Source organism: Desulfobotulus mexicanus, assembly GCF_006175995.1.
In the GTDB taxonomy this organism is placed as follows: domain Bacteria; phylum Desulfobacterota; class Desulfobacteria; order Desulfobacterales; family ASO4-4; genus Desulfobotulus; species Desulfobotulus mexicanus.
Genome location: NZ_VDMB01000037.1, coordinates 1 through 20,742, shown reverse-complemented (window position 1 = coordinate 20,742; position 20,742 = coordinate 1). Strand labels below are relative to the sequence as shown.

General features: G+C 49.2%; 12 protein-coding genes. 1 reads left to right on the top strand and 11 read right to left on the bottom strand.

Going from position 1 to position 20,742, the window contains the following annotated elements; all coding sequences use genetic code 11:
- From FIM25_RS15930 to FIM25_RS15885, 10 genes are all read right to left on the bottom strand, one after another.
- Window positions 1-5,691 (bottom strand): non-ribosomal peptide synthetase (locus FIM25_RS15930; protein WP_139450847.1); only part of this gene is annotated, 5,691 nt, incomplete at its 3' end.
- 175 nt (window positions 5,692-5,866) lie between these two features.
- Entirely contained in the window at window positions 5,867-7,360 is a 1,494-nt protein-coding gene (locus FIM25_RS15925; RefSeq protein WP_218961479.1) for a sigma-54 interaction domain-containing protein, read from the bottom strand.
- A 75-nt stretch (window positions 7,361-7,435) separates the two neighbouring features.
- Complete coding sequence (hpsH, locus tag FIM25_RS15920) at window positions 7,436-8,383, bottom strand: (2S)-3-sulfopropanediol dehydratase activating enzyme (RefSeq protein ID WP_139450846.1); 948 nt, start codon at window positions 8,381-8,383, stop codon at window positions 7,436-7,438.
- Between the two features lie 90 nt (window positions 8,384-8,473).
- Window positions 8,474-10,969 carry a (2S)-3-sulfopropanediol dehydratase gene (hpsG, locus tag FIM25_RS15915; RefSeq protein ID WP_139450845.1) on the bottom strand — a complete coding sequence of 832 codons (2,496 nt, stop codon included), beginning with the start codon at window positions 10,967-10,969 and terminating at the stop codon, window positions 8,474-8,476.
- Between the two features lie 516 nt (window positions 10,970-11,485).
- Window positions 11,486-12,328, bottom strand: a complete 843-nt coding sequence (locus FIM25_RS15910) for an amidohydrolase family protein (RefSeq protein WP_139450844.1) — start codon at window positions 12,326-12,328, stop codon at window positions 11,486-11,488.
- 138 nt (window positions 12,329-12,466) lie between these two features.
- Window positions 12,467-14,326 carry a TRAP transporter large permease gene (locus FIM25_RS15905; protein WP_139450843.1) on the bottom strand — a complete coding sequence of 620 codons (1,860 nt, stop codon included), beginning with the start codon at window positions 14,324-14,326 and terminating at the stop codon, window positions 12,467-12,469.
- Between the two features lie 84 nt (window positions 14,327-14,410).
- Window positions 14,411-15,412 (bottom strand): TRAP transporter substrate-binding protein, encoded by a 1,002-nt coding sequence (locus tag FIM25_RS15900; RefSeq protein ID WP_139450842.1) that lies wholly within the window; start codon window positions 15,410-15,412, stop codon window positions 14,411-14,413.
- 557 nt (window positions 15,413-15,969) lie between these two features.
- On the bottom strand, window positions 15,970-17,310 hold the full coding sequence (locus FIM25_RS15895; RefSeq protein ID WP_179953458.1) for an ATP-binding protein: 1,341 nt from the start codon (window positions 17,308-17,310) through the stop codon (window positions 15,970-15,972).
- Between the two features lie 56 nt (window positions 17,311-17,366).
- Window positions 17,367-18,323, bottom strand: a complete 957-nt coding sequence (locus FIM25_RS15890; protein WP_139450840.1) for a DUF2860 family protein — start codon at window positions 18,321-18,323, stop codon at window positions 17,367-17,369.
- A gap of 278 nt (window positions 18,324-18,601) precedes the next feature.
- Window positions 18,602-19,345, bottom strand: a complete 744-nt coding sequence (locus tag FIM25_RS15885; protein WP_139450839.1) for a response regulator — start codon at window positions 19,343-19,345, stop codon at window positions 18,602-18,604.
- 30 nt (window positions 19,346-19,375) lie between these two features.
- Here FIM25_RS15885 and FIM25_RS17215 point away from each other — a divergent pair, with 30 nt between their 5' ends.
- Window positions 19,376-19,549 (top strand): hypothetical protein, encoded by a 174-nt coding sequence (locus tag FIM25_RS17215; RefSeq protein WP_179953457.1) that lies wholly within the window; start codon window positions 19,376-19,378, stop codon window positions 19,547-19,549.
- Here FIM25_RS17215 and FIM25_RS15880 read toward each other — a convergent pair.
- A complete protein-coding gene (locus FIM25_RS15880; RefSeq protein WP_139450838.1) occupies window positions 19,504-20,460 on the bottom strand; it encodes a transporter substrate-binding domain-containing diguanylate cyclase in 957 nt (318 codons plus the stop codon). The two genes, FIM25_RS17215 and FIM25_RS15880, sit on opposite strands and share 46 nt — an antisense overlap.
- Between the last annotated feature and the right edge of the window lie 282 nt (window positions 20,461-20,742).

Here is a 20,742-nt window from a genome sequence, read left to right as displayed (position 1 = left end):
CRATCCTTCCACCTCCTGCATGCGTYGGGCGATTTCGGCAGGCTCAATGCGGAATCCCCGGATTTTTACCTGAAAATCCAGCCGGTCCATGAATTCCACCACACCACTGCTGAGCCATCGGCCCCGGTCTCCGGTGCGGTACATGCGTTCTCCCGCTACAAAGGGGTCCGGAACAAAGCATTTTTCCGTAAGCTCCGGCCGGTTGTGGTAGCCCCTTGCCACACCGGCTCCTGCCACGCAGATTTCTCCGGGCATGCCGATGGGTGCCAGTCTGCCCCGGCTGTCCAGTATATACACCCGGTAGTTGGCCACGGGTGAGCCCACGGGTGGTCTTTCCATGACGGCGGGTACATCATAGCTGAGGCAGGCCATGGTGGTTTCGCTGGGGCCGTATTCATTGGTGAGCCTGTAGGCACCGATACGGTAGCGGCTGAGGCGGTCGCCGCCCACCACAAGGGTTTTCAGGGAGCGACCTTCAACCATGCGCATGAACTGTTCCGCAAACTGGGTGGGGAAATGGGCATGGCTGATATGTTCTGCCATGAAATAGGCATCCAGCTCCGGCGGAGAAAGGCGAAGCTGTTCCGGGATGATGTGCAGGGTACCTCCGGCGGTGAGGGGGGCAAAAATCTGCACCACGGATACGTCAAAGCTGAAGGCGGCAAAGGCGGCGGTGCTGGAATCTTTGCCTATGCCATGGTGACTGGCGTACCAGTGGATGAAGTTGACCATGGAATGGTGTTCTATGGACACCCCTTTGGGTTGCCCCGTTGAACCGGAGGTAAAGATGAGGTAGGCCAGCTGATGCCCGCCCACAGCCCTGCCGGGGTCCCTTGCTCCTTTCCCCATATCCGGCTGATCCATGGCCATACTTTCACCCGTAAAGCCAAAGGCCTGCAGGCTTTCCGAAGAACCCAGAAGAAAATCCGCCGCCGTATCTTCAAGGATAAAGTTTTTTCTTTCTTCAGGATACGCCGGATCAATGGCCACATAGGCGGCTCCGGCCCGGAGTGCGGCCAGCATGGCTGCCACGGCCCAGATGGATCGGTCCGCAGCCACAGCAACGATGCTGTTGGCTGGCAGGCCCTTTTCCAGAAGTTTTGCTGCCGCCGCATTGGCCCTTTGATCAAGTTCTGCATAGGAAAGCTTCTGATCTCCGGCCACAATGGCAATTTTATCGGGGGCATTTTTTGCATGCAGGGCAATGGCATGGCTTACGGTCGGCCAGAAAGGGCCGGGAGTGGGTCTGGGGTTGAAGCGGTGGAGCAGGGTATGCCGCTCTTCCGGTCCCAGCATGTCTATGGAGGCAAGGGGAGCCTCCATGTCCGCCGTCACAGCCCGGAGGATACGGGTGAGATGGGAGCTCATCCGGGCAATGGTTTCCTTCTGGTACAGTGCGCTGCGGTAGTCCACGCTCAGGTGGATGCTGCCATTTTTGAGTCTGGCTCCAAAGGAGATGTCAAATTTGGCCGTCTGGGTGGGAAGGGAATCTACCTTGATCCGCAGATTGCCGCTTGCAAGTTCTTCATCCAGTCCCGTTTCCTGCATGACAAAATTCAGGTCAAAGAGGGGATGACGGCCCGGTCCCCGGTTGAGACTAAGTTTTTCATAAAGTGAGGAAATGGGGTAGGCACTGTGGCTGTAAATCCGGCGCATCTGATCTCTGGTTTCCGCCAGAAGTCCGGCAAAACTTTTCTGTCCTTCGGGGCGGTGCCGGGTGGGAAGGGTGCGCACGAACATGCCCACAAGGGATTCGGCTCCGGACAGATCCCGGCCTGCGGTGCTGGTGCCGATGACAAGGTCTTCCGTATCACTCCAGCGTCCCACGAGAACGGAAAGGGCGGAAAGAAGAACCTGATGCAGGGTGGCTCCGGATTTTCTGGTCATGTCCTGAAGCCCTGCGCTCAGTTCCGGTTCCAGAACTTCCACATGCACATCGCCTGTAAAGTCTGCTCCGGGGAGTCTGGGTTTATCCGCAGGCAGGGAGGCTTCCGGAGGATCCGCAAAAAGGGAAGTCCAGAAGTCTCCATGCTCCATGGCGGCGGTTTCTTCCCGACCGGCTTCCCAGACCGTCACATCCTTGTGCTGCAAAAGGGGTTCGGGAAGGGTTTGCCCCCCATAGAGGCTTGCCAGTTCCCGGACGAGGATACCCACGGACACGCCATCGCTCACCAGATGGTGCATGTCCAGAAGCAGAATGTGATGCTGTTCCTCTGATTCCTGAATGGCCAGCAGCCGCACACGGAAGAGGGGTGCTTTGGCCGGATCAAAGGGCCGGATGAAGTTCCGGATGGAGGCATCCAGATCTTCTTTGCCTGTCTGCTGAAACTCCATTTTCAGCGCTGCGGAATCTTCGGGAATCTGGACACAGCGGCCTTCTTTGATGGCAAAACGGGTACGCAGGGATTCATGGCGCTGCACCAGTGCCTGAAGGGCTGAAGACAGGGCTTTTCTGTCCAAGGGCCCTTCCAGATGGAGGGCAAAGGGCATGTTGTAGGTGCAGCCGATGCCTTCCATGCGGCTTAAGAGAAAAAGCTGCTGCTGGGCAGTGGTGGCCGGATACCAGGAAGCTTTGGCCGCAGGTTTTATGCTGCGGAGTTCTGTACCGTCCTGCTTTGCAAGAAATGCGGCCATGCTTTTGGGGCTGGTGCAGGAAAAAATATCGGAAAGGGAAACCTCATGGCCCAGCACCTTTGCCAACTGCACCTGCAGGCGCACAGCCCTCATGGAATCTCCGCCACACTGGAAAAAGTCGGCGGTGGCACTGAGGTTTGTCTGATTCAGCACATCGCCCCAGATGGCGGTCAGTTCGCTTTCAAGTCCCGGAGCCGGAGGTATATATTCCAGAGTTTGTGTGAACTGGACTTCGGGCTTTGGAAGCTTCATGCGGTCAATTTTTCCGCTGGGATTGAGGGGCAGGGTAGCTAAAGGGATCAGGTGCAGGGGCACCATATATTCGGGGAGGCGTTTTGAAAGCTCTTTTTTCAGATCCTTTGGCAAAACGCCTTCGCCTGCATAGTAGCCGCAAAGATAAACCCTGTTGCTGCTATCCTTGAAATCCGCCACCGCCGCCTGCTGAATGCCTTCCATCTCCAGCATGGCATTTTCAATTTCGCCCAGCTCAATGCGAAATCCCCTGAGCTTTACCTGTCTGTCCATGCGGCCAAGATGAAGAATCACGCCATCGGGCCGGAAGCTTGCCAGATCCCCGGTGCGGTACATTCTTTCACCGGGGTAAAAGGGGTCGGCCACAAAGCATTCGGCGGTTTTTTCTTCTCTTCTGTGGTATCCGAGGGCCACGCAAGGTCCTGCAATGCAGAGTTCGCCAGCCATACCCGGTGGCTGGGGATGGCCAAAGGCATCCAGAACATAGATGCGGCATCCGGGCATGGGACGGCCAAGGGGAATGTTTTCTTCCATGTGCCGGACAAGCTGGCTTGTAACATAAATGCAGCATTCCGTAGGGCCGTAAAGATTACGGAGAGTATAGGATCGGGGAGTAAAGGTACGCAGTTTTTCACCGCCCACATACAGGTTAAGAAGGGAGCCATTGTCCATGAACTCCATGAACTGTTCCCCCAGCTGGGTGGTGAGAAAACTCCATGTGATGCCCTTTTGTTCGTAAAAGGTATTGAGCGGGCCTAAGGAAAGCCGGATTTCTTCGGGAATGAGGTGGAGTTCCGCACCGGAAAAAAGGGCCACAAACACTTCCATGAGGCTGGCATCAAAGGAAAAGCTTGCGTGTTTGGCAATTTTGTCACGGGCGGTGATGCCGTCTGCCTGAATGGTGGCAAGGATGATGTTGGCGATGCCCTGATGGGTGAGGAGAACCCCCTTGGGTTTTCCCGTGGAGCCGGAAGTGTAGATCACCACACAGGCTTCATCCGGAGAAGATGCCGGAGGCAGGGGAGATGCGTCCTGTTCAAAAATATCCGGATCATCCATATTGAAAAGGATGGTTTTTTGAAAATCCCTTTCCTTTATAAAACGGGTCTGGGTGATGAGGAAGGGAGCTTCCACATCCTCCAGCATGAAAGTAATACGGGAGTCCGGATATCCCGCATCAATGGGCATGAAGGCTGCTCCGGCTTTGAGGATGGCCATCTGGGCCGTGATGAGTTCCGGACAGCGGTCCATGAGAAGGCCCACTACGGTTCCCGGTCCGGCACCCATGGCCAGCAGCTTTCGGCTAAGGGCATTGGATAAAGAGTCCAGCTCCCCGTAGGTCAGCACCCTTTCCCGCCACACCACAGCCCTTGCTCCGGGGTTGCGACGGGCCTGTGCTTCCATATGGGCCTGAAGGGTACGGCGGCTTTCGGGGAGGGCATCCTTTGGGTTGAAGCCCTCGATGATTGTTTTCCTTTCCTTTGAACTGAGAAAGGAAAGCTCCCTTACCTGAAGATGGGGGTTTTCCATTCCCTGAAGAAGGATGACTTCCAGATGCTTTGCCATCTGTTCCATGAACCAGGGTTCAAAGCGTTCTTCCTGATACATGAAAATCAGCTCCGGCGGCGTATTCCCGGCCCCTTGCTCTCCGGCATTTCTTCTCCCGGGAAAGGAAAAATAAGCCGTAAGGGCCATTTCCGATTCACCGTAATTGTGCCAGCAGATTTCACCGCCTTCGGGGAGATCCGGCTTCAGGAATTCCACAAAGGAGGTGCTGATGAGGTCCGGTTTTTCTCCGTGCAGGGACCGGAGGTCCGCCATGAGCAGATCATAGGGGTAGCGTTCATGGGCAAGGGCTTCTTTCACAAGGCGGCGGCTCTGGTCCAGCAGATTCAGAAAGCTCTCTTCGCCCTTTACCGTAAAGCGGATGGCAAGGGTACTGACGCTCATGGTCATGGCCTGCTTCAGGGACTCCGGGTGGCGGTTGGCCGTGGCCGAACCCAGAACCAGATCCTGCCGGTTCAGGGTCCGGCAAAAATAGAGGGAAGCCGCCGCCAGCAGCACCCGGAAGGGAGAGGTTTTATGCTCTGCGCAGAAGTCCGTAAGTTTTTGTGTGGTATAAGGATTGAAGGACCGGACAAGTTTTTGTAAGGGCCGGGGGCCGCTTAGGGGTTTTTTCCCAAAATCAAGGGGTTCCGGCAGGGTGTCAAAGCCTTGCAGCCAATAGCTCTTGTCCTGTTTTGCTGTTTCTGAATGGAGATAAAGCTGCTCTGCCTCCAGTGCTTCTACAAGGGGGGCTGTATCATAACAATCCGGCAGATCCGAAGTCCTGCCTTCCAGAAGACTCTTGTAAATATGGAGAATCTGGCCTGCTGCCATGGCGCTGGATGTTCCGTCCATGGCGATGTGGTGGTAGCAGGTATAGAGAAAGGTAAGGCCGCCTGTTCCCTTTAAAACGGCAAAGAAATGGAGGGGATGTTCCAGCATGGGTATGGGGGTTCTGCTTTGTTTATCCATCCACTCCATGCAGTCCTTTTCATCCCTGTCTGAAAAATCCAGCATGAGAAGGGGAATGTCGTCCCTGTCTGAAAAGTATTTCTGCGGAATGCCATCCTTTTCCCTGAACCGGACCTGAATATCCCTTCGCTTTTTCAGAAAAAGCTGCACGGCTTTAAACAGAAGATCCCCGTCTCCGGAAGGCAGCCGGAAGGAGGTGGGGATATTCCACATGGATGATTCCGGGTGCATTTTCTGGGTGAGGTAGATGCGTTTTTCCGCATGGGTCAGGGGATGAAAAGAAGGCATGGCAAAGACCCTTTCTCTCAAGCTGGGAGATATGATTATAAAAAAGCTGAAAAGCCGGGGTTTTTTGATGACAGGAAAAAGCTGTTTTGCTTTTGAATATGGAACGGTGTTTCTTATAGCAGGCAAAGGCAGGGGGAGGGAAGGAAAAAACGGCAGGGACTATCCATACCTCATGTCATTTTTTATTGATTTTTCTGAAGATGGTACTGCGGTTGATTTTAAAAATCCGTGCCACCTGCTGAACGGAACCGTGGTGTCGGATGGCACGATTTAAAAAGTCAGATTCAATTTCTGCCATGATTTCTTTAAGGGAACGTTCTCCCTGCAGAAATTCTTTATAATCCTCTGCTGTTTCCGTTTTTTTTCCATGAATAGAAGGTGGAAGATCGGCGGGGGCAATGAGGGGGCCCTGATGGGTTATAACAAGGGAATGTACAAGGTTTTCAAGCTCGCGGACATTTCCGGGCCAGTGATAATGGGTGAGGGCTTCCAGAGTTATATCCATGAAAGCTATATGTTTATGATATCTGGCGCTGTACTGGCGCAGAAAAGTCTCTGCAAGGGGGGAGATATCTGCCATGCGTTCCCGCAGGGGTGGAATTTTAACCGTAGCAACATTGAGCCTGTAAAATAAATCCTGTCTGAATTTTCCCTCTTCAATACTGCTGACAAGATCACGGTTGGTTGCTGCTATTATTCTGGCATCGATTTTGACGGGCTTGTTTCCGCCTATGCGCATAATTTCTCCATCCTGAAGAACTCGAAGGAGGCGGGTCTGCATGGCCAGGGGCATTTCACCTATTTCATCAAGAAAAATAGTGCTGCCTTTGGCCAGTTCAAAATATCCCGGCTTTCCCTTGCTGGAGGCTCCCGTAAAGGCTCCCGGCATGTAGCCAAACATTTCTGACTCTATCAGAGATTCGGAGATGCTCCCGCAGTCAACCTTCATCATAACTTTATCGCAACGCTGGCTCTGGCCGTGAACATAGCGGGCAAAGACGTCTTTGCCCACACCGGTTTCTCCAAGAATCAGCAGGGTGGCATCGGTTTTTGCCATGGTTTGCAGGAAGCCAAGGGTTTCATGCATGACTTTACTTGCAAAGACGGGAACTGTGGTCAGGGATTGTTCCCTGGCCATGTAGGCCATCTGCTCATTGGTCTGTTCGATGAGCTGTTTCTGCTCAGAGACCTGTTCATTCAGCTGGGTAATTCTTGTTATATCCCTTGCAAAGGTAATTACAAGGCGTAGAGCACCTGATTCATCAAAGACTGGAGTTCCCGTCAGAACAAGCATTTTGCCGTTTCTGAGGCGCTGAGTGTGAGTGACGGATTTTGCTTTGCGTACGACCTCAGGATTCAGTGCCACGTCAAAAACGCCCTCTTCAACAAGGGTTCGGACCTGACGTCCCAGCACCTGATCACGGGACAGGCCGGTCAGCTGTTCATACATCCGGTTTACATACAGTGTAATTCCTTCAAGATTGGTAACAAAAACGCCCTCGGGAATGGCGTCCATAATATCCAGGCTGTGCCTGGCCAGCAGATCCTTGGCATTTGGAGGCATATCTCTGTCTTGTGATGGGAGTTTAATGGCAGAAAACACATGGCTTTGATCCAGGATTTGGCTGTTGCCATCCACCAGAACTTCATGCATGTCAGACTTTACCATAGAAAGACATCCGGACAGAGATTATCAGAATAAGCTGTTAAAATAAAGAATTATCTAAATGGTAATCCCTTGGCCTTACTCTACTCGGATAAACCTTTCTCCCAGTATACTTTGCGCTGTGTCCTGCAGGCTGGAAAAGAGTTTTTTATCCAGTTGAACTTCGCCCATGGACGGTATCCGATCAAGGAAATGGTATTTCTGTGTCCCCAGACGGTGGTAGGGCAGAAGTTCATAGGTGATACGATCTTCAAAGGGAAGCAGGAATTTGGCAATAGCTCGGATGGCCTCTTCATTGTCGTTGAAATCCGGAATTACCGGAGTACGCACAAGTATGGGTTTATCGTTCTGCAAACCTGCAAGGCGGGTGAAGTTATCCAGAATCCTGGCATTTCCCATACCTGTATGCAGTTCATGTTTCTCACTGTCCATGTGCTTGAGATCAAAGAGCATGTCATGGATAAGCAGGGATGCATCGTGCAGAGTTTCCCATGGAATCATACCGCAGGTTTCGATGGCTGTACGCACCCGTCTTTTTTTTGCTTCCCGCAGCAGGGCCATGGCAAAGTCATGCTGCATGAGGGGTTCGCCGCCTGAAAGGGTCAGGCCACCACCGGAGCGGGTATAGAATACCGCATCCTGTTCAACTACAGAAAGTATATCTTCCACGCTGCGCATTTTTCCGTAAACAATAAGACTCTGTGCAGGACAGGCTTTAGCGCAAAGGTGGGGACAATCGCCGCAGATATTTCTTTTTACATGCACAAGGTTTTCTGCATCAGCAGTGATTGCATCCTTGGGGCATACGTCCAGACAATAGCGGCATTTATCAAACCCAAGGCATCGTCCTTTGTTACAGGCCAGCTCAGGGCCATATTCCTGGGATTCTGGATTGCTGCACCAGCTGCAGCGAAGCGGGCAGCCCTTTGTGAAAACGATGGTACGTATGCCCGGCCCGTCGTGTACGGAATACTTCTGGATATTGAAAACCATGCCTTGCATTTTTCTGTCTTCAAAGCTGCTCATGAAACCTCCTTGCGTGGCTGTTCTTAAAACTAATAAAGCTCCGGACAGACTGGCTGTCCGGAGCCCGATGCAGGGCAGAACGTATAAGCTTTACATGTTGTCGTGTTCCGTACGCGCTATGAGATCATTTTGCAGATCGGGAGAGAGATCTACAAAGTAAGCGCTGTATCCTGCGATGCGTACAATCAGGTTTTTGTATTTGGCCGGATCTTTCTGGGCAGCAATCAGGGTCTCTTTTCGGATGACATTGAACTGAACGTGCCAGAGTTTAAGATCACAGAGGGTGCGCATGAATGAGACCAGTTTTTCCGTACCCTGATCGCCCTCCACACAGTTGGGTGTGAACTTGATGTTCAGCATCCTTGCAGCCCGCTCACGCATTCCCATATTCTTGGTATTGTAATTGGAAAGAAGTACTGCTGTGGGACCATTGGCATCCGCACCATGGGAGGCGGAGGAGCCGTCGGAAAGGGAAAACCACTCCGTACGTCCGTTGGGTGTGGCGGAAACCACCTTTCCAAAGGGAACATGGGAAGTAAATGGCACATAACGGACATCATTATTGATACCCAGCTCTTTGCTGTATTTTTTACCGAATTCCACGGAGATACGGTCAATATCCCGGCCAATGGCATCGGCATAGGGGTCATTGTTGCCATAGCATGGGGCGCTGCGGAGCAGGGCCTGCACGTTTTCATGGCCTTCAAAATTGGCATCAATTGCATCCAGAATCTGACGCATGGTGAGGCGTTTTTCTTCAAACACAAGCTTTTTGATGGCAGCCAGTGAATCCACCACCGTACCAAGCCCCATGTATTCAAAGTAGCCGAGGTCGATGCCTTCAGGGATCTTGGGTTGATGCAGATCTACGCAGTGTTTCATGCAGAGGTCATGCATGGCGGAACCCAGTGGCTGGGCAAAATGGCGGGCCCTGAGCTGGATGATGATATACTGCTGAATAAAGGCAGTTTTCATGAAAAGAATATGCTGGGCCTTATAGGCTTCCCAGAAGTCCTCCCAGGATGCAAAGGAGCAGGGATCGCCTGTTTCCACACCCAGAACCTGATCTCCGTACTTTTTCATGCGGCCATTGCGGAGTACCATTTCAACGGCAGCGGCAAAGTTGATATAGGCCCCGCCTGAGGTATAGGTGTCGCGGTTGGGCATGCGGGCTTCCGTACATCCGGAAACGGCGTAGTCCAGTGCCTCTTCAAAGCTTGCACCCTTGGATACATAAAGGGGAACAATTTCTTCGTCATTGATGATTTTGGGGAAGCCTGAGCCGTCCTTGATGGTTTCTGCCACATCCCAGAGATAGCTTTCCGGCGAGCGAGAGTGGATGCGGGCAGCCAGATCCGGATAGTGCAGGGGGAATTCCCGCTTGGATTTCAGGATAAGGTGGGTCAGCTCGTTGGTGGCGTCATAGCCTTCCGGCGTCTGTCCTCCAACGGTGACGGCTTCCCAGTGGGCATATCCTTCATTGAAGGCACCGCCCGTGGGCGATATGTACATATCGATAAATTCAGCCATTCCCACCCACATGCATTCCAGCAGCTCCATGGCCTGATCTTCCGTAATCCGGCCTTCGTTCATATCCTTGATATAATAAGGGTAGAAATATTGATCCATACGACCGTTGGAAATGGTGGTGCCGGTTTTCTGTTCCAGACGGGAGAACATCTGGGTGAACCACTGGCTCTGTACTGCCTCGTAGAAGTTTCTGGCAGGTTCACCGGGTACACGTTCTGCAATTTCTGCCATGCGCTGGAGTTCGGCCCGGCGGATGGGGTCATTTTCTTTTTCTGCCATCTGGTAAGCCAGTTCCGCATGGCGCTTTGCCCAGAGAACAATGGCTTCACAAACGATAACAATGGCTTCAAGGAAAGGTTTTTTCTCACAGTTATCCAGAGGACTCATGGGGTCAAGGGCTGAGAGCTTTTCTTCTGCTTCCCTGCGTATGCCATTGAAACCTCGTTTGAGGATTTTTTCAAAGTCGTGCACCCACTGAAGGGATGAACGGAAAGAGGATGTCTCATTGACAATGAAGCGGGAAATCAGTCCTTCGGGATCGTCATAGGTCAGTTTGTGAACTTCAGGAGGAAAGGCTTTGCTCAATGCTTCATGGTAGGTTTTGCCTTTCCAGTAAGGAGCAATTTCCTCGATAACCAGTTTGGCATCCTCTTCTGTTATGGTCGCAGGAGACTGGCTTCGGCTGGGCAGGTCTCGTACGGCAATGTCAAGGAAGTCCCCGTCCAGTTCCGGATACAGAATACCATAGCGACCATCGCAGCCAGCACGACCCAGCAGCAGCTGGTCATCCTGTACATACACGGTTATATTCCGGGCAATATGCATCAGTGCCTTTGCCCAGCGCAGGGGTAGAGGCTGCCCCTCGGTTTCCTGCATGGACTGGGTGAAATATAATGCGCGCTCTACATCAATGCGTGGTTTCTGGCCATCAAAGCGTTCCAGCATTTTAAAAACACGCGGATGGGTCTGGCGGAATATATTTTCTTTACCTTCAATGCTTTCCAGAAGGCGCTGTTCCTGGGGGGATACGCAGTCACATCCTGCATAATCGTACATAGATATACCTCCTCTATATTGCATATTATGAATTAACTAGAACTCGCTAAAAGTGCCTCAAGCTGGTGTCTTATATATCAACTATCGTGCCATGGTTGTATGTATTTGATTTTTATTGTTATATCTTGGTGGTGTGGATGGGGTTGCTCCTGCATGGCGTAGAATCTTCTTTTGGGTTGCGTATTTGCAACCTGTTGTTATTGGAGGGATGAAAATCTTATATAATGATGCAGGATTGCATCACTTATTGCTGCATTTTAATCTTTGAAGACTGCAAAATAAAATTAAGGGTAAAATAGAGATAATAAATATTTAATTTCAAATGTTTATTCTTGTTGCATCTGAGCGGTCTGTTGCATAAATGCAACACTTTATAAAGCTCAAAAATAAAAGCCACCGCCGGTTGGCGATGGCTTTGGATATATTCAGGGTGGTCGTGCAGTTTTTTTTAGCGGGACTGTTGAATTACTTTTTCTTCTGCTTTTTTAATTTTGGTATGGATAACGACCCGGACTTTTACTTTTCTGTATTCATCTTTAAAACTTTTCTTGCATTTTCATACATGACTTTGGCCCTTACCTCCTCGGTCAGCGGGAAGGATTCATAGACAGACAGGGCATGGCTCAGTTCAATAAAGGGGTGGGCACTGGCAAAAAGTACCTTGTCAGAAATAGTGGTAGCCATGGCTTTTATGAAAACATCCGCCATGGGAGCCTCTTCATATTCAGAAAAATCCATGTATACGTTAGCATTGCGCATGCAGGCGAAAATGCTTTCATTGACGAAAGGGTAGCCACCGTGACTCATGATCAGGGTTAGCTCGGGAAAATCCCTTGCAACTCGGTCAATATCTCTGGGATCGGCATAGTCCATGATGGCTCCGGGTACCTGTGGCGGTGGAGCCATGGTGATAAAGACGGGTACATCCAGTTCCGCACACTTGGTGTAAATGGGATAAAAACGGGATTCACTGGCCGGGATATGGGCAAGGTAGGGGTCTATGGCAATGCCCTTCATCCCCAGCTCCTGAATGGCGTATTCAATTTCACGGACGGCAGCCATTTTTTTGTGGGGATCAATTCCCCAGAATCCTGCAAATTTTTCAGGAAAGGCTTTGCAAAAGGAAAGGACACTGGGGTTGTTGGCCGGACTTCCATAGGTGCTTTCACAATCCCTTCCCGTTATCACAGCCAGTTCCACGTTTTTGGCATCCAGATCCGCAATTATTTCCTCAAGGGGCTGGGGTTTTCTGGCATCAAAGCCTATGGCCTTGCAGGCAGCTTTAAACATGGCGCTGTTTTTGATGCCATCTATAATTTCAGGGGTGTTGGGGCGGAAACGAAAATCAATAACTTTCATCTTGTTGTCCTTTTTTAAAAATGGGAGTCATGCAGTCACGATGGATATGTCTGAGTGGTGCAGAAATCAGACGGGTGCTGGTCTGCTGCGATCAGATATTTTCAATTGTGTGCATAACTCCCTTAAGATGTTGATATATTATTTATTCCCCACAAGAAAGAGAGGGATTTCGGGAATAAAGGTGCAGAGCAGAAGGATAATCAGCATACATGCAAGCATGGGCAATACGGCTACGGAGACCTTCTCCAGTTTCACCTTGGCAATGCCGCTGGCAACAAAGAGGTTGACCCCCACAGGCGGAGTTATGAATCCGATGGCAAGGTTGAGAACCATTATGACACCGAAGTGAAGGGGAGAAACCCCGACACTGGTTACAATAGGCAGCAGGATGGGAGTGAGAATCACTATGGCAGCAAGGGCTTCCATAAAAGTGCCTACAATGAGAAGAAGAATAATAACAAGTAACAAAATTATGTATTTATTGCTTGTCAGATCCAGCAGCCATCTGGCAATGCTTCCCGGAACATCTTCAATGGTCATGATATTGCCAAAGAGGGTGGCCATGGCAATAAGAACGATGATCATAGCCGATGTTTCGCAGGCTTCCCGGCACGCAATGATAACCCCTTTTGCGTTCATTTCCCTGTACACGCAGACACCCACAAAAAGCCCGTAAAAGGCTGCCACGGCAGCTGCTTCCGTGGGGGTCATGATGCCTCCGTAAATTCCTCCCAGAACAATAACCGGAACCATCAGTGCCCACTTGGCATCCCATGCGGCCTTAACAAAGGTGGCGGGAGTACGTTTTTTAGTGCTGCCGCGCCAGCCTTTTTTTCGGGAATAAAGGTAACAGTATACCATTAATACAAAACCTGTGAGCAAGCCGGGGATGATACCGCTGATGAAAAGGTCACCAATGGAAACCTGGGCGGAAACCCCGTAAACCACAAAGGGATTACTGGGGGGGATCATCACGCCCACGCATCCTGCGGCTGCTATAAGTGCAGCAGAAAAGTGGATGTCGTAACCCCTCTCCTTCATCGCCGGAATGATGAGGGCACCAATGGCTGCCACCGTAGCCGGACCGGAACCACTGATGGCTCCGAAGAACATGCAGGTCACAATGCAGGTGAGGCCCATTCCGCCGTACAGTCCACCCACGATTTCATCGGCCAGAGCCAGCAGGCGTTCCGAAAGTCCGCCTGCTCCCATGAAAACACCCGCTGCAATAAAAAACGGGATGGCCATAATGGGAAAGCTGTCTATGGAAGTAAAGGTAATCTGTGCCATGTAGCCCACGGGCAGGGTGTCGGCGCAGATGATGGTGGCAAGGGTGGAAAGCCCCAGACTGATGGCAATGGGGACGCCTATAATACAGAGCAGTATGAAATAGCCGAAAAGTGCAGGAATGGGTTCAATATAGTCGAAAACAAAACAGGGTGAAGCTATGGCTATGGTGATGGCCAGTCCTGTAAAACTGTCTTTTATTCCGCAGATTCTGAATTGACTGCTAAGGGACTGGATAAGCCGTAGCGACATCAGGCCAAAACCTATGGGCAGAATCAGATAGGGAATAAGAAAGGGAATGCGCATGGCCGGTGTTGTCTGTGGAAATTGAAGCAGGTTCTGAATCATGCCGTAGCCGAACCAGGCAATGGAGAGGGTGAGACAGAGAAAAAGAACTTCAATAACTATCCAGCTGATATTCTGAAATCTTGGGGATAGTTTATCATATATGATGTCCACCCTTATGGAGGAACGTTTTCGGATGGAAAAACTGAGGGCAAGGTAGGATATCCATATAAAAATATATCTGGATAACTCTTCGGCCCATACTGAACCGCCAGCCCTTTCAATGAAACTTACAATAATGTAACGGTAGAGTACCTGCCATGTAATGAAAAAAATGATGGCCAGAAGGCCGGTGACCATAAAGATGGATTCAAAGTTTTCGTCAATCCAGTGCAGGGGGCTTTTTTTCGATCTTGCAGCTTCCATGCAATCGCCCTCGTTCAAGAAAAAAAGTTGGCAGCAGAAAGGGTGACTTCCATAGGACGTCACCCTGACCATGATATCTGATAGTTATTTCTGTGTTTCGGCAATCAGCCTGAGCAGTTCTGCAGGAATTTCCTTTGCAAATTTCGCACGGACGGGCTCAGTTCTTCTTTTCAGTTCCGCACGCTGGTCCGGGCTGAGTTCGGTTATTTCGATGCCCCTGTCACGGAATGCCTGCCATGCAAGTTCTTCAAGACGGATGGTTTCCGCACGCTGCCATGCTGTGGCTTCCCGTGCAGCTTCTGTGATAATGCTCTGCTGCTCAGGGGTAAGGCGGTCCCACCTGTTTTTATTCATGAGCAGAATATGCATGGAATAATTATGTCTTGAATCCATGGCATAACGAATTACTTCCGTATGTTTTGCATCATTAAGCAGGGAGAAAGTGTTTCCCTGGGCGTCCACAGTACCTTGCTGAAGTGCCGTATAGGTTTCACCCCAGGCAATGGGAGATGGGTTCATGCCAAGCTCAAGGGCAACGTCTACTTCCACTGGAGAGGCTGTTGTACGGACCTTGAGGTTTCTTAAATCTTCCACCTGACGGAGAGGCTTGTTCGTTGAAACGAAGTTTCTGTATCCGTATTCACTGAACATAATGGTTTTCAAACCAACACTTTGGGCAACACGATCGAGGGCCCGGCCCAGCTCTCCATCGTCCAGGGCCTTATAAAGGTTTTCCTGGTAGGCCGCATCGGTGATGTAGGGGAGGTCGATGGCCATATAGGCCGGAGAGAAGCTTGCCATGTTGGGTGAGGAGCTGGAAGACATATCCAGGGTACCCGCTTGGGCGGCTTCCGTTGTTACCCTGTCACTGCCCAGCTGGCAGTTGCCGAAGATCTGTATTCTGATCTTTCGGTTACTCTTTTCTTCCACCAGTTCTTTAAATTTTTCATAGCCAACGGTAACGTTATTCCCCGGAGCCATGGGGTGGGCCAGCCTCAGGGTGATGGGTCTTTGGGCAAGTGCCAGCACAGGAAGACTGGTCAGCAGAAAGATGGTGGCAATAATCCATACGATTCTTTTTTTCATCTTTTCCTCCTCAGGTTTAAAAAAAGTTAACTGCTTCTTTTTAACTCCGTTTTTGGGAGTTTGTTCTTCAGAATAGACTCCACATACAGCCTCCGGTGCTTTTTGCAAAACCTGTTCCATTTTAACCAGGTTGCAATAATATCCTGATAATGGAAGTTGTTGGGAAAAAAATGATAACTAAGGATAATCAGAGGGATGCAGTTTAACTTATGGTGCATAATTGCAACAATTCGCAGGGTGGGTGTAGGTGGGGAGGAAAATCAGTTCTTTAAAGATGAAATAGTATTAAAATAAGATATATATGTATGATTTGTTTGGTTTTTGATTGTAAAACCGTTAAGGGTTGTTGCAATTGTGCAACTATTTTTTCATGTTTTTTGATTTTTGCTGTCTTGTGTTGCAAAAAAAAGACTGAATTTTAAGGTTAAAAAAGATTTTTTAAACTGAATGTTCAAATACAGACGTGGCCGTGCGGATGAACACCAACGCTTGCCCCATTGTGACGTGTGTTGAAGGGTAAGCTGTTAAGCCGGGCACAAGGAAAAATATTCTTTAAATTAATGGCTTATTCTGTTTTTCGGCCAGCACAGGGTAAACCGAGCGCCCCCCATGGGAGAGGATGAAACAAGGATATGGCCGCCGTGGCTCTGGATAATCTTCCGTACAATGGGAAGCCCCAGCCCATGCCCCCCCGTCTGTCTGCTCCTGCTGGGGTCTAATCGTACAAAGGGTTCAAAAATTTTTTCCCTGTCACAGGGTTCAATGCCGATTCCGTTATCATCCACCTGAATGCAGTGCTGCTGACCATCCTCAAAAAGCTGAATCCCAATTTTATGTCTGCCATAGCGTGCTGCATTCTCAAGGAGATTGGTGACGGCCCTTGCCATATAAAAAGGCTCAAAACGACACAGGTCCACAGGGTCCATGTCAAGGGATATGGTAATGTCCGGGTGCATGATCTGGAAATCCTTCACCAGCTTTTCCAGCCAAGGGACAATTTCCCCTTCCTGCATTTCCAAGGCCGGTGCTTTTGCGTCAAACCGGGAATAGGTAAGCAGTTCCGAAAGCAGTCTTTCCATTTCATCCACATCCCGGTGCATCCCGTCTGTATAACGCTGCTTATCCTTTGCATTGTCTGCTGAGGCCAGCATTTCCAGCCCGAAGCGGATACGGGCGGCAGGTGTTCGAAGTTCGTGGGAAACCGCATGGACAAGTTCCCTGTGGGAGGCAATTAGCTGGCCGATTTTGTCTGCCATGCCATTAAAGGCCATGGCCATGGGTGCCAGCGAAGAGCTTTTCGGGATTTTTACCCTTGAACTGAGGTCGCCTGCGCCAAAGGCCAGAACCGCCTGACTGATGATTTTCAGCTTGAGGGCATAGGGGTAGGTCCAGACAAGTGTCATGACACCAAAACCAATGGCAAAGGCAATCCAGACAAGCATGTTCAAAGGCACGAAAATATTGGGATCAGGAAATTTTCCCATGGTGAGGATGCTATTGCTGCCCTGTATTTTTTTGTGATAAAGTTCGCCGTTTTCCTGCACCACAATTTGACCGGAAAGGAGATTTTCCTTTTCATGGGGAGTCAGTGCCAGCTTTTCCGGTGAACGCAAAACAAGGGGATAACCAAAATAAGGCTGGAGACTTTCTATATGCTCCTGCCACTGGCTTTCGGGTTGAATAATAAGATCCTGTTCCATCACATGGTAGACACCTCTTGTAAGGTCTTGATAATAGGCTGTAATGGAATCTTTCATAAAAATATTCAGCATGGAATTGAATCCGTGTTGCAGGCCGAGGGCTGTGGCCAGTACAGTAATGAAAATGGAAAGATAAAAACGGATAAAGAGTTTGCCGAACCGGGATTCTGTATGGGGTGTGTTGATTTTTTTTTCCATCGGAATCAGGTCTTTCATTTTTTATGGGGAGGGAAATGAATGCTGTTTGTCAGATTTTAAAAACTATAGCCTAGGGTCAGGCCAGCAAAATAGGTTTTTTCATCATAAAAGCTAATGTTGGAGTCCCGGAGCATGGTTCCTGCCAGAAGATTGATGGAGAAGCGGTCATAGCCAAAGGGTTTCATTCGTATGAGCATAGCCATAATGCCAAAAAGATGATCCTGCCTTTCTTTTGAAAAGACGGGATGTTCGGCTTTGTAGTTTTTTATGCTGTAATTCAGATTAATTCTGTACATAGTCTTCTCACTCATTTTCATGAAGGATAAGCCACTGCTAAGCTGATTGTATGCATTGGCTTTGCCTTCAAAATCCCCCAGAATCCACCCGATTTTTGGTGTTACCATGCAGGATCTGTTCCTGAAGGTGTAATTGAGTTCAAATCCGTGGGTTCGGCCATCCCTTTTCAATTCAGGAATCCTTTGGCCAGAAAGGTCTTTTTCAATATCATTGATGCGAAGTTTATATTCAAAACCAAAGGGAGAGCCCATAATCTGCCCCAGCTTCAGACCTGCCCCATAGCTTTTTATATCCGTTTTTATTCTGGGTAATCCCGTAAGATATGGGTCTTCCCAGGCTTCACCCGGCATCGTATAAATTCCATAGACATCCACTTTACCCATGGAATAGCGTTTTGAAACTCCAGCTGCAATTCCCGGATCACTTTCTATGGGTGTATTTGTGTAAAATTCTGTGCCTGTAGAGTTTTTGAATTTCAGATCAAAAAGAATAAGGGGCAGGTATTTTTCAAAGGACTGTCCCTCTGTATTTAATGAATGCAGGTGCCGGTTTACTTTATCCGGATCAGACTGGCTTTTTTTCTGGATAAAAGCGCCACCTGTCTGAATCATACCTGAAAACCGTGGGGCAGGGTCTGGTTTCCCTTCAGCCTGTACAAAAACAGGGGGCAGAAGAATCAGCAGTGTCCAGATAAGTACTGGTTTTAAGTATGGCATTGTTTTTATATTCCTTTCTGCTTTATATTTAATTTAATACAGAGGCAGGCGATGATGATTCTTCGTTTTTTTGCCCTATCATAGTTCTTCTGTGAATTTTTAACAGCATGGGGCGGTGTGGTCTGTCGGGAATGTGTAGGTGGAATGTAACAGAATATATATGACCGGCGTATAAAAAACATCGACTATGGGGCTATTGGACCTCGGGGAGAATAAGAAGTTCATTATTTTCGGTTTATGATCATAGGCCTGCCTGAGTTCCGAGATCCGTACGGGAGCTACCATGCGTCCCTTGCAAAAAGATAGCCCTCACCCCATACGGTTTTAATGCGGCAGGGTCTTGAACCGTGGTCTCCCAGTTTTTTGCGCAGTCGGGAAATATACATATCCACGGAACGGTCCAGTCCGTCATAGGAGATTCCCCGAAGACTGGCCAGAATTTTTTCCCGACTGAGGACTTCACCTGCATGGCTTGCAAGGAAACTGAGCAGACTGAATTCCACCGTGCTGAGCTCAACAGGCCTGTTTTCAAGGAAAACACTGCGGGAGGCAAGGTCCATGTGGAGGGAACCGAAAGTGAGAGATGAGGCTCCTCCTTCCGGGGCAGAGCCGGAGCTGTTTCTCCGGAACAGGGCACGAATACGCGCCAGAAGAACCCTTGGCACCACAGGTTTTTTAACATAATCATCTGCACCCATTTCAAGGGCGGCGACCTCATCCATTTCATCTTCTCTGGCCGTGAGGATAAGAACAGGTCCCTGATAATTCTTTCTTATTTCTCTGCATACACTTAAACCGTCCTGTCCGGGAAGCATGAGATCCAGAATCACAAGATCAGGCTTACTTGTGCTGATTTGAATGATGGCAAGATCTCCCCTCGGAATGATCTGTGTTCTGTATCCGTTCTGGCCTAGATATTCGCTGATGAGGGTGGCAAGCCGGGCATCATCTTCAACAATAAATATTTTCTGCTGTGAAAGCCTGTCTTCCGGATGAAAAGAGTTTTGTGGATGTAGGCCCATGGCATAGCTTTCTGTGAAAAGAAGGTGCTGATGAAAAAAGGAAAAGACATGGGGATAAATATTACAGGCAAGTGCTTAGCAGCACAAGGATGGCAGGAATTTTTTGGATGGGTGTCTGACTTGGCCGGGGCGAATAAAAATGGCCTTTCTGGGGAATATCAGCTTAAAACCACTTTGTTTCTTCCGCTTTTTTTAGCTGTGTAAAGGGCCTCATCAGCCCTTTTCATAAGGCTTTGGATGTCATCATTTTTTCTGTAAAGGGTGACACCAAAACTGGCCGTTGTTTTTTGAATTTCTGGAAAATCAAAGGATGCAATGACGCCCTGAAGTTTTTCAGCCAGTTTTTTGATACCGGATTCATCAATTTCCGGGCAGATGATCAGAAATTCCTCACCTCCCCATCTTCCGATGATATCCGTTTTTCTGGTATTGGCGAGAATCAGATCTGAGAGAGAGACAAGGATTCTGTCGCCAGTCTGATGGCCATATGTGTCATTGATCTCTTTGAAAAAATCAATGTCCATAAGGATGATGCCAAAGGAATGTCCGTATTTTTCTGATCTGTCCACTTCATACTGAAAGGTTTCATCCAGCTTGAGGCGGTTATAAAGCCCGGTGAGCTGATCCGTAACGGCCAGCCTGTTCAGCGCATGATTTTTTTCTTCCAGTTTTATTTTAAGAGTATTCAGATCATTAACCAGCTGCTGGATTCGTTTTTTTTCTGTGGAAAGCTTTCTGTTCCAGAAGGCAATGATAAAAATCAGGATTCCCGTCGCGGCCAGAACTTTCCAGGCCAGAGAATAGTCTGTCCTATCCATTTTGATTCTGATCCACTTATTGTAAATCCGGTTGTGCTCTTCCGGGGATATTTCTTTAAAAACCTTATTAATAATGGCAACGGTGTTGGCATGTTCCGGTGGAAATCCCATGCGGTGCTCAAACACATATTCCGTTTTTCCTGCGATACGGAGATTAAAGCCAGATTTTCTGATGGCGTCCATGACAACGGCGAGGTGACCGACAAAGGCATCAATTTTTCCCCGGCTGAGCAGGTGGAGACCTTCCGGCACATTGGCTGTGGTGATCAGCTCAATGGCCGGATAGTTGTTTTTCATAAAATTATGGCTTGTATCCTCAATTCCCGGAAAATGTAACTATTTGCACTAGCCCCAAACTGTAAACATCTATAAATAAAGACATAAGCAACTATTTAATGCTTGACTTTTTGGAAAAAACATAGTTATATTCCATCAAATGTAACTATGGAGGAAGGAAATGGCAAGCATAACCCATCACCACAACAAGAAAACCGGAGCAATTTATGTATACTCAGTTGAAAGTTATTGGGACAAAGAAAAGAAAGCACCAAGAAATAAACAGGTGTGTTTAGGRCGGCT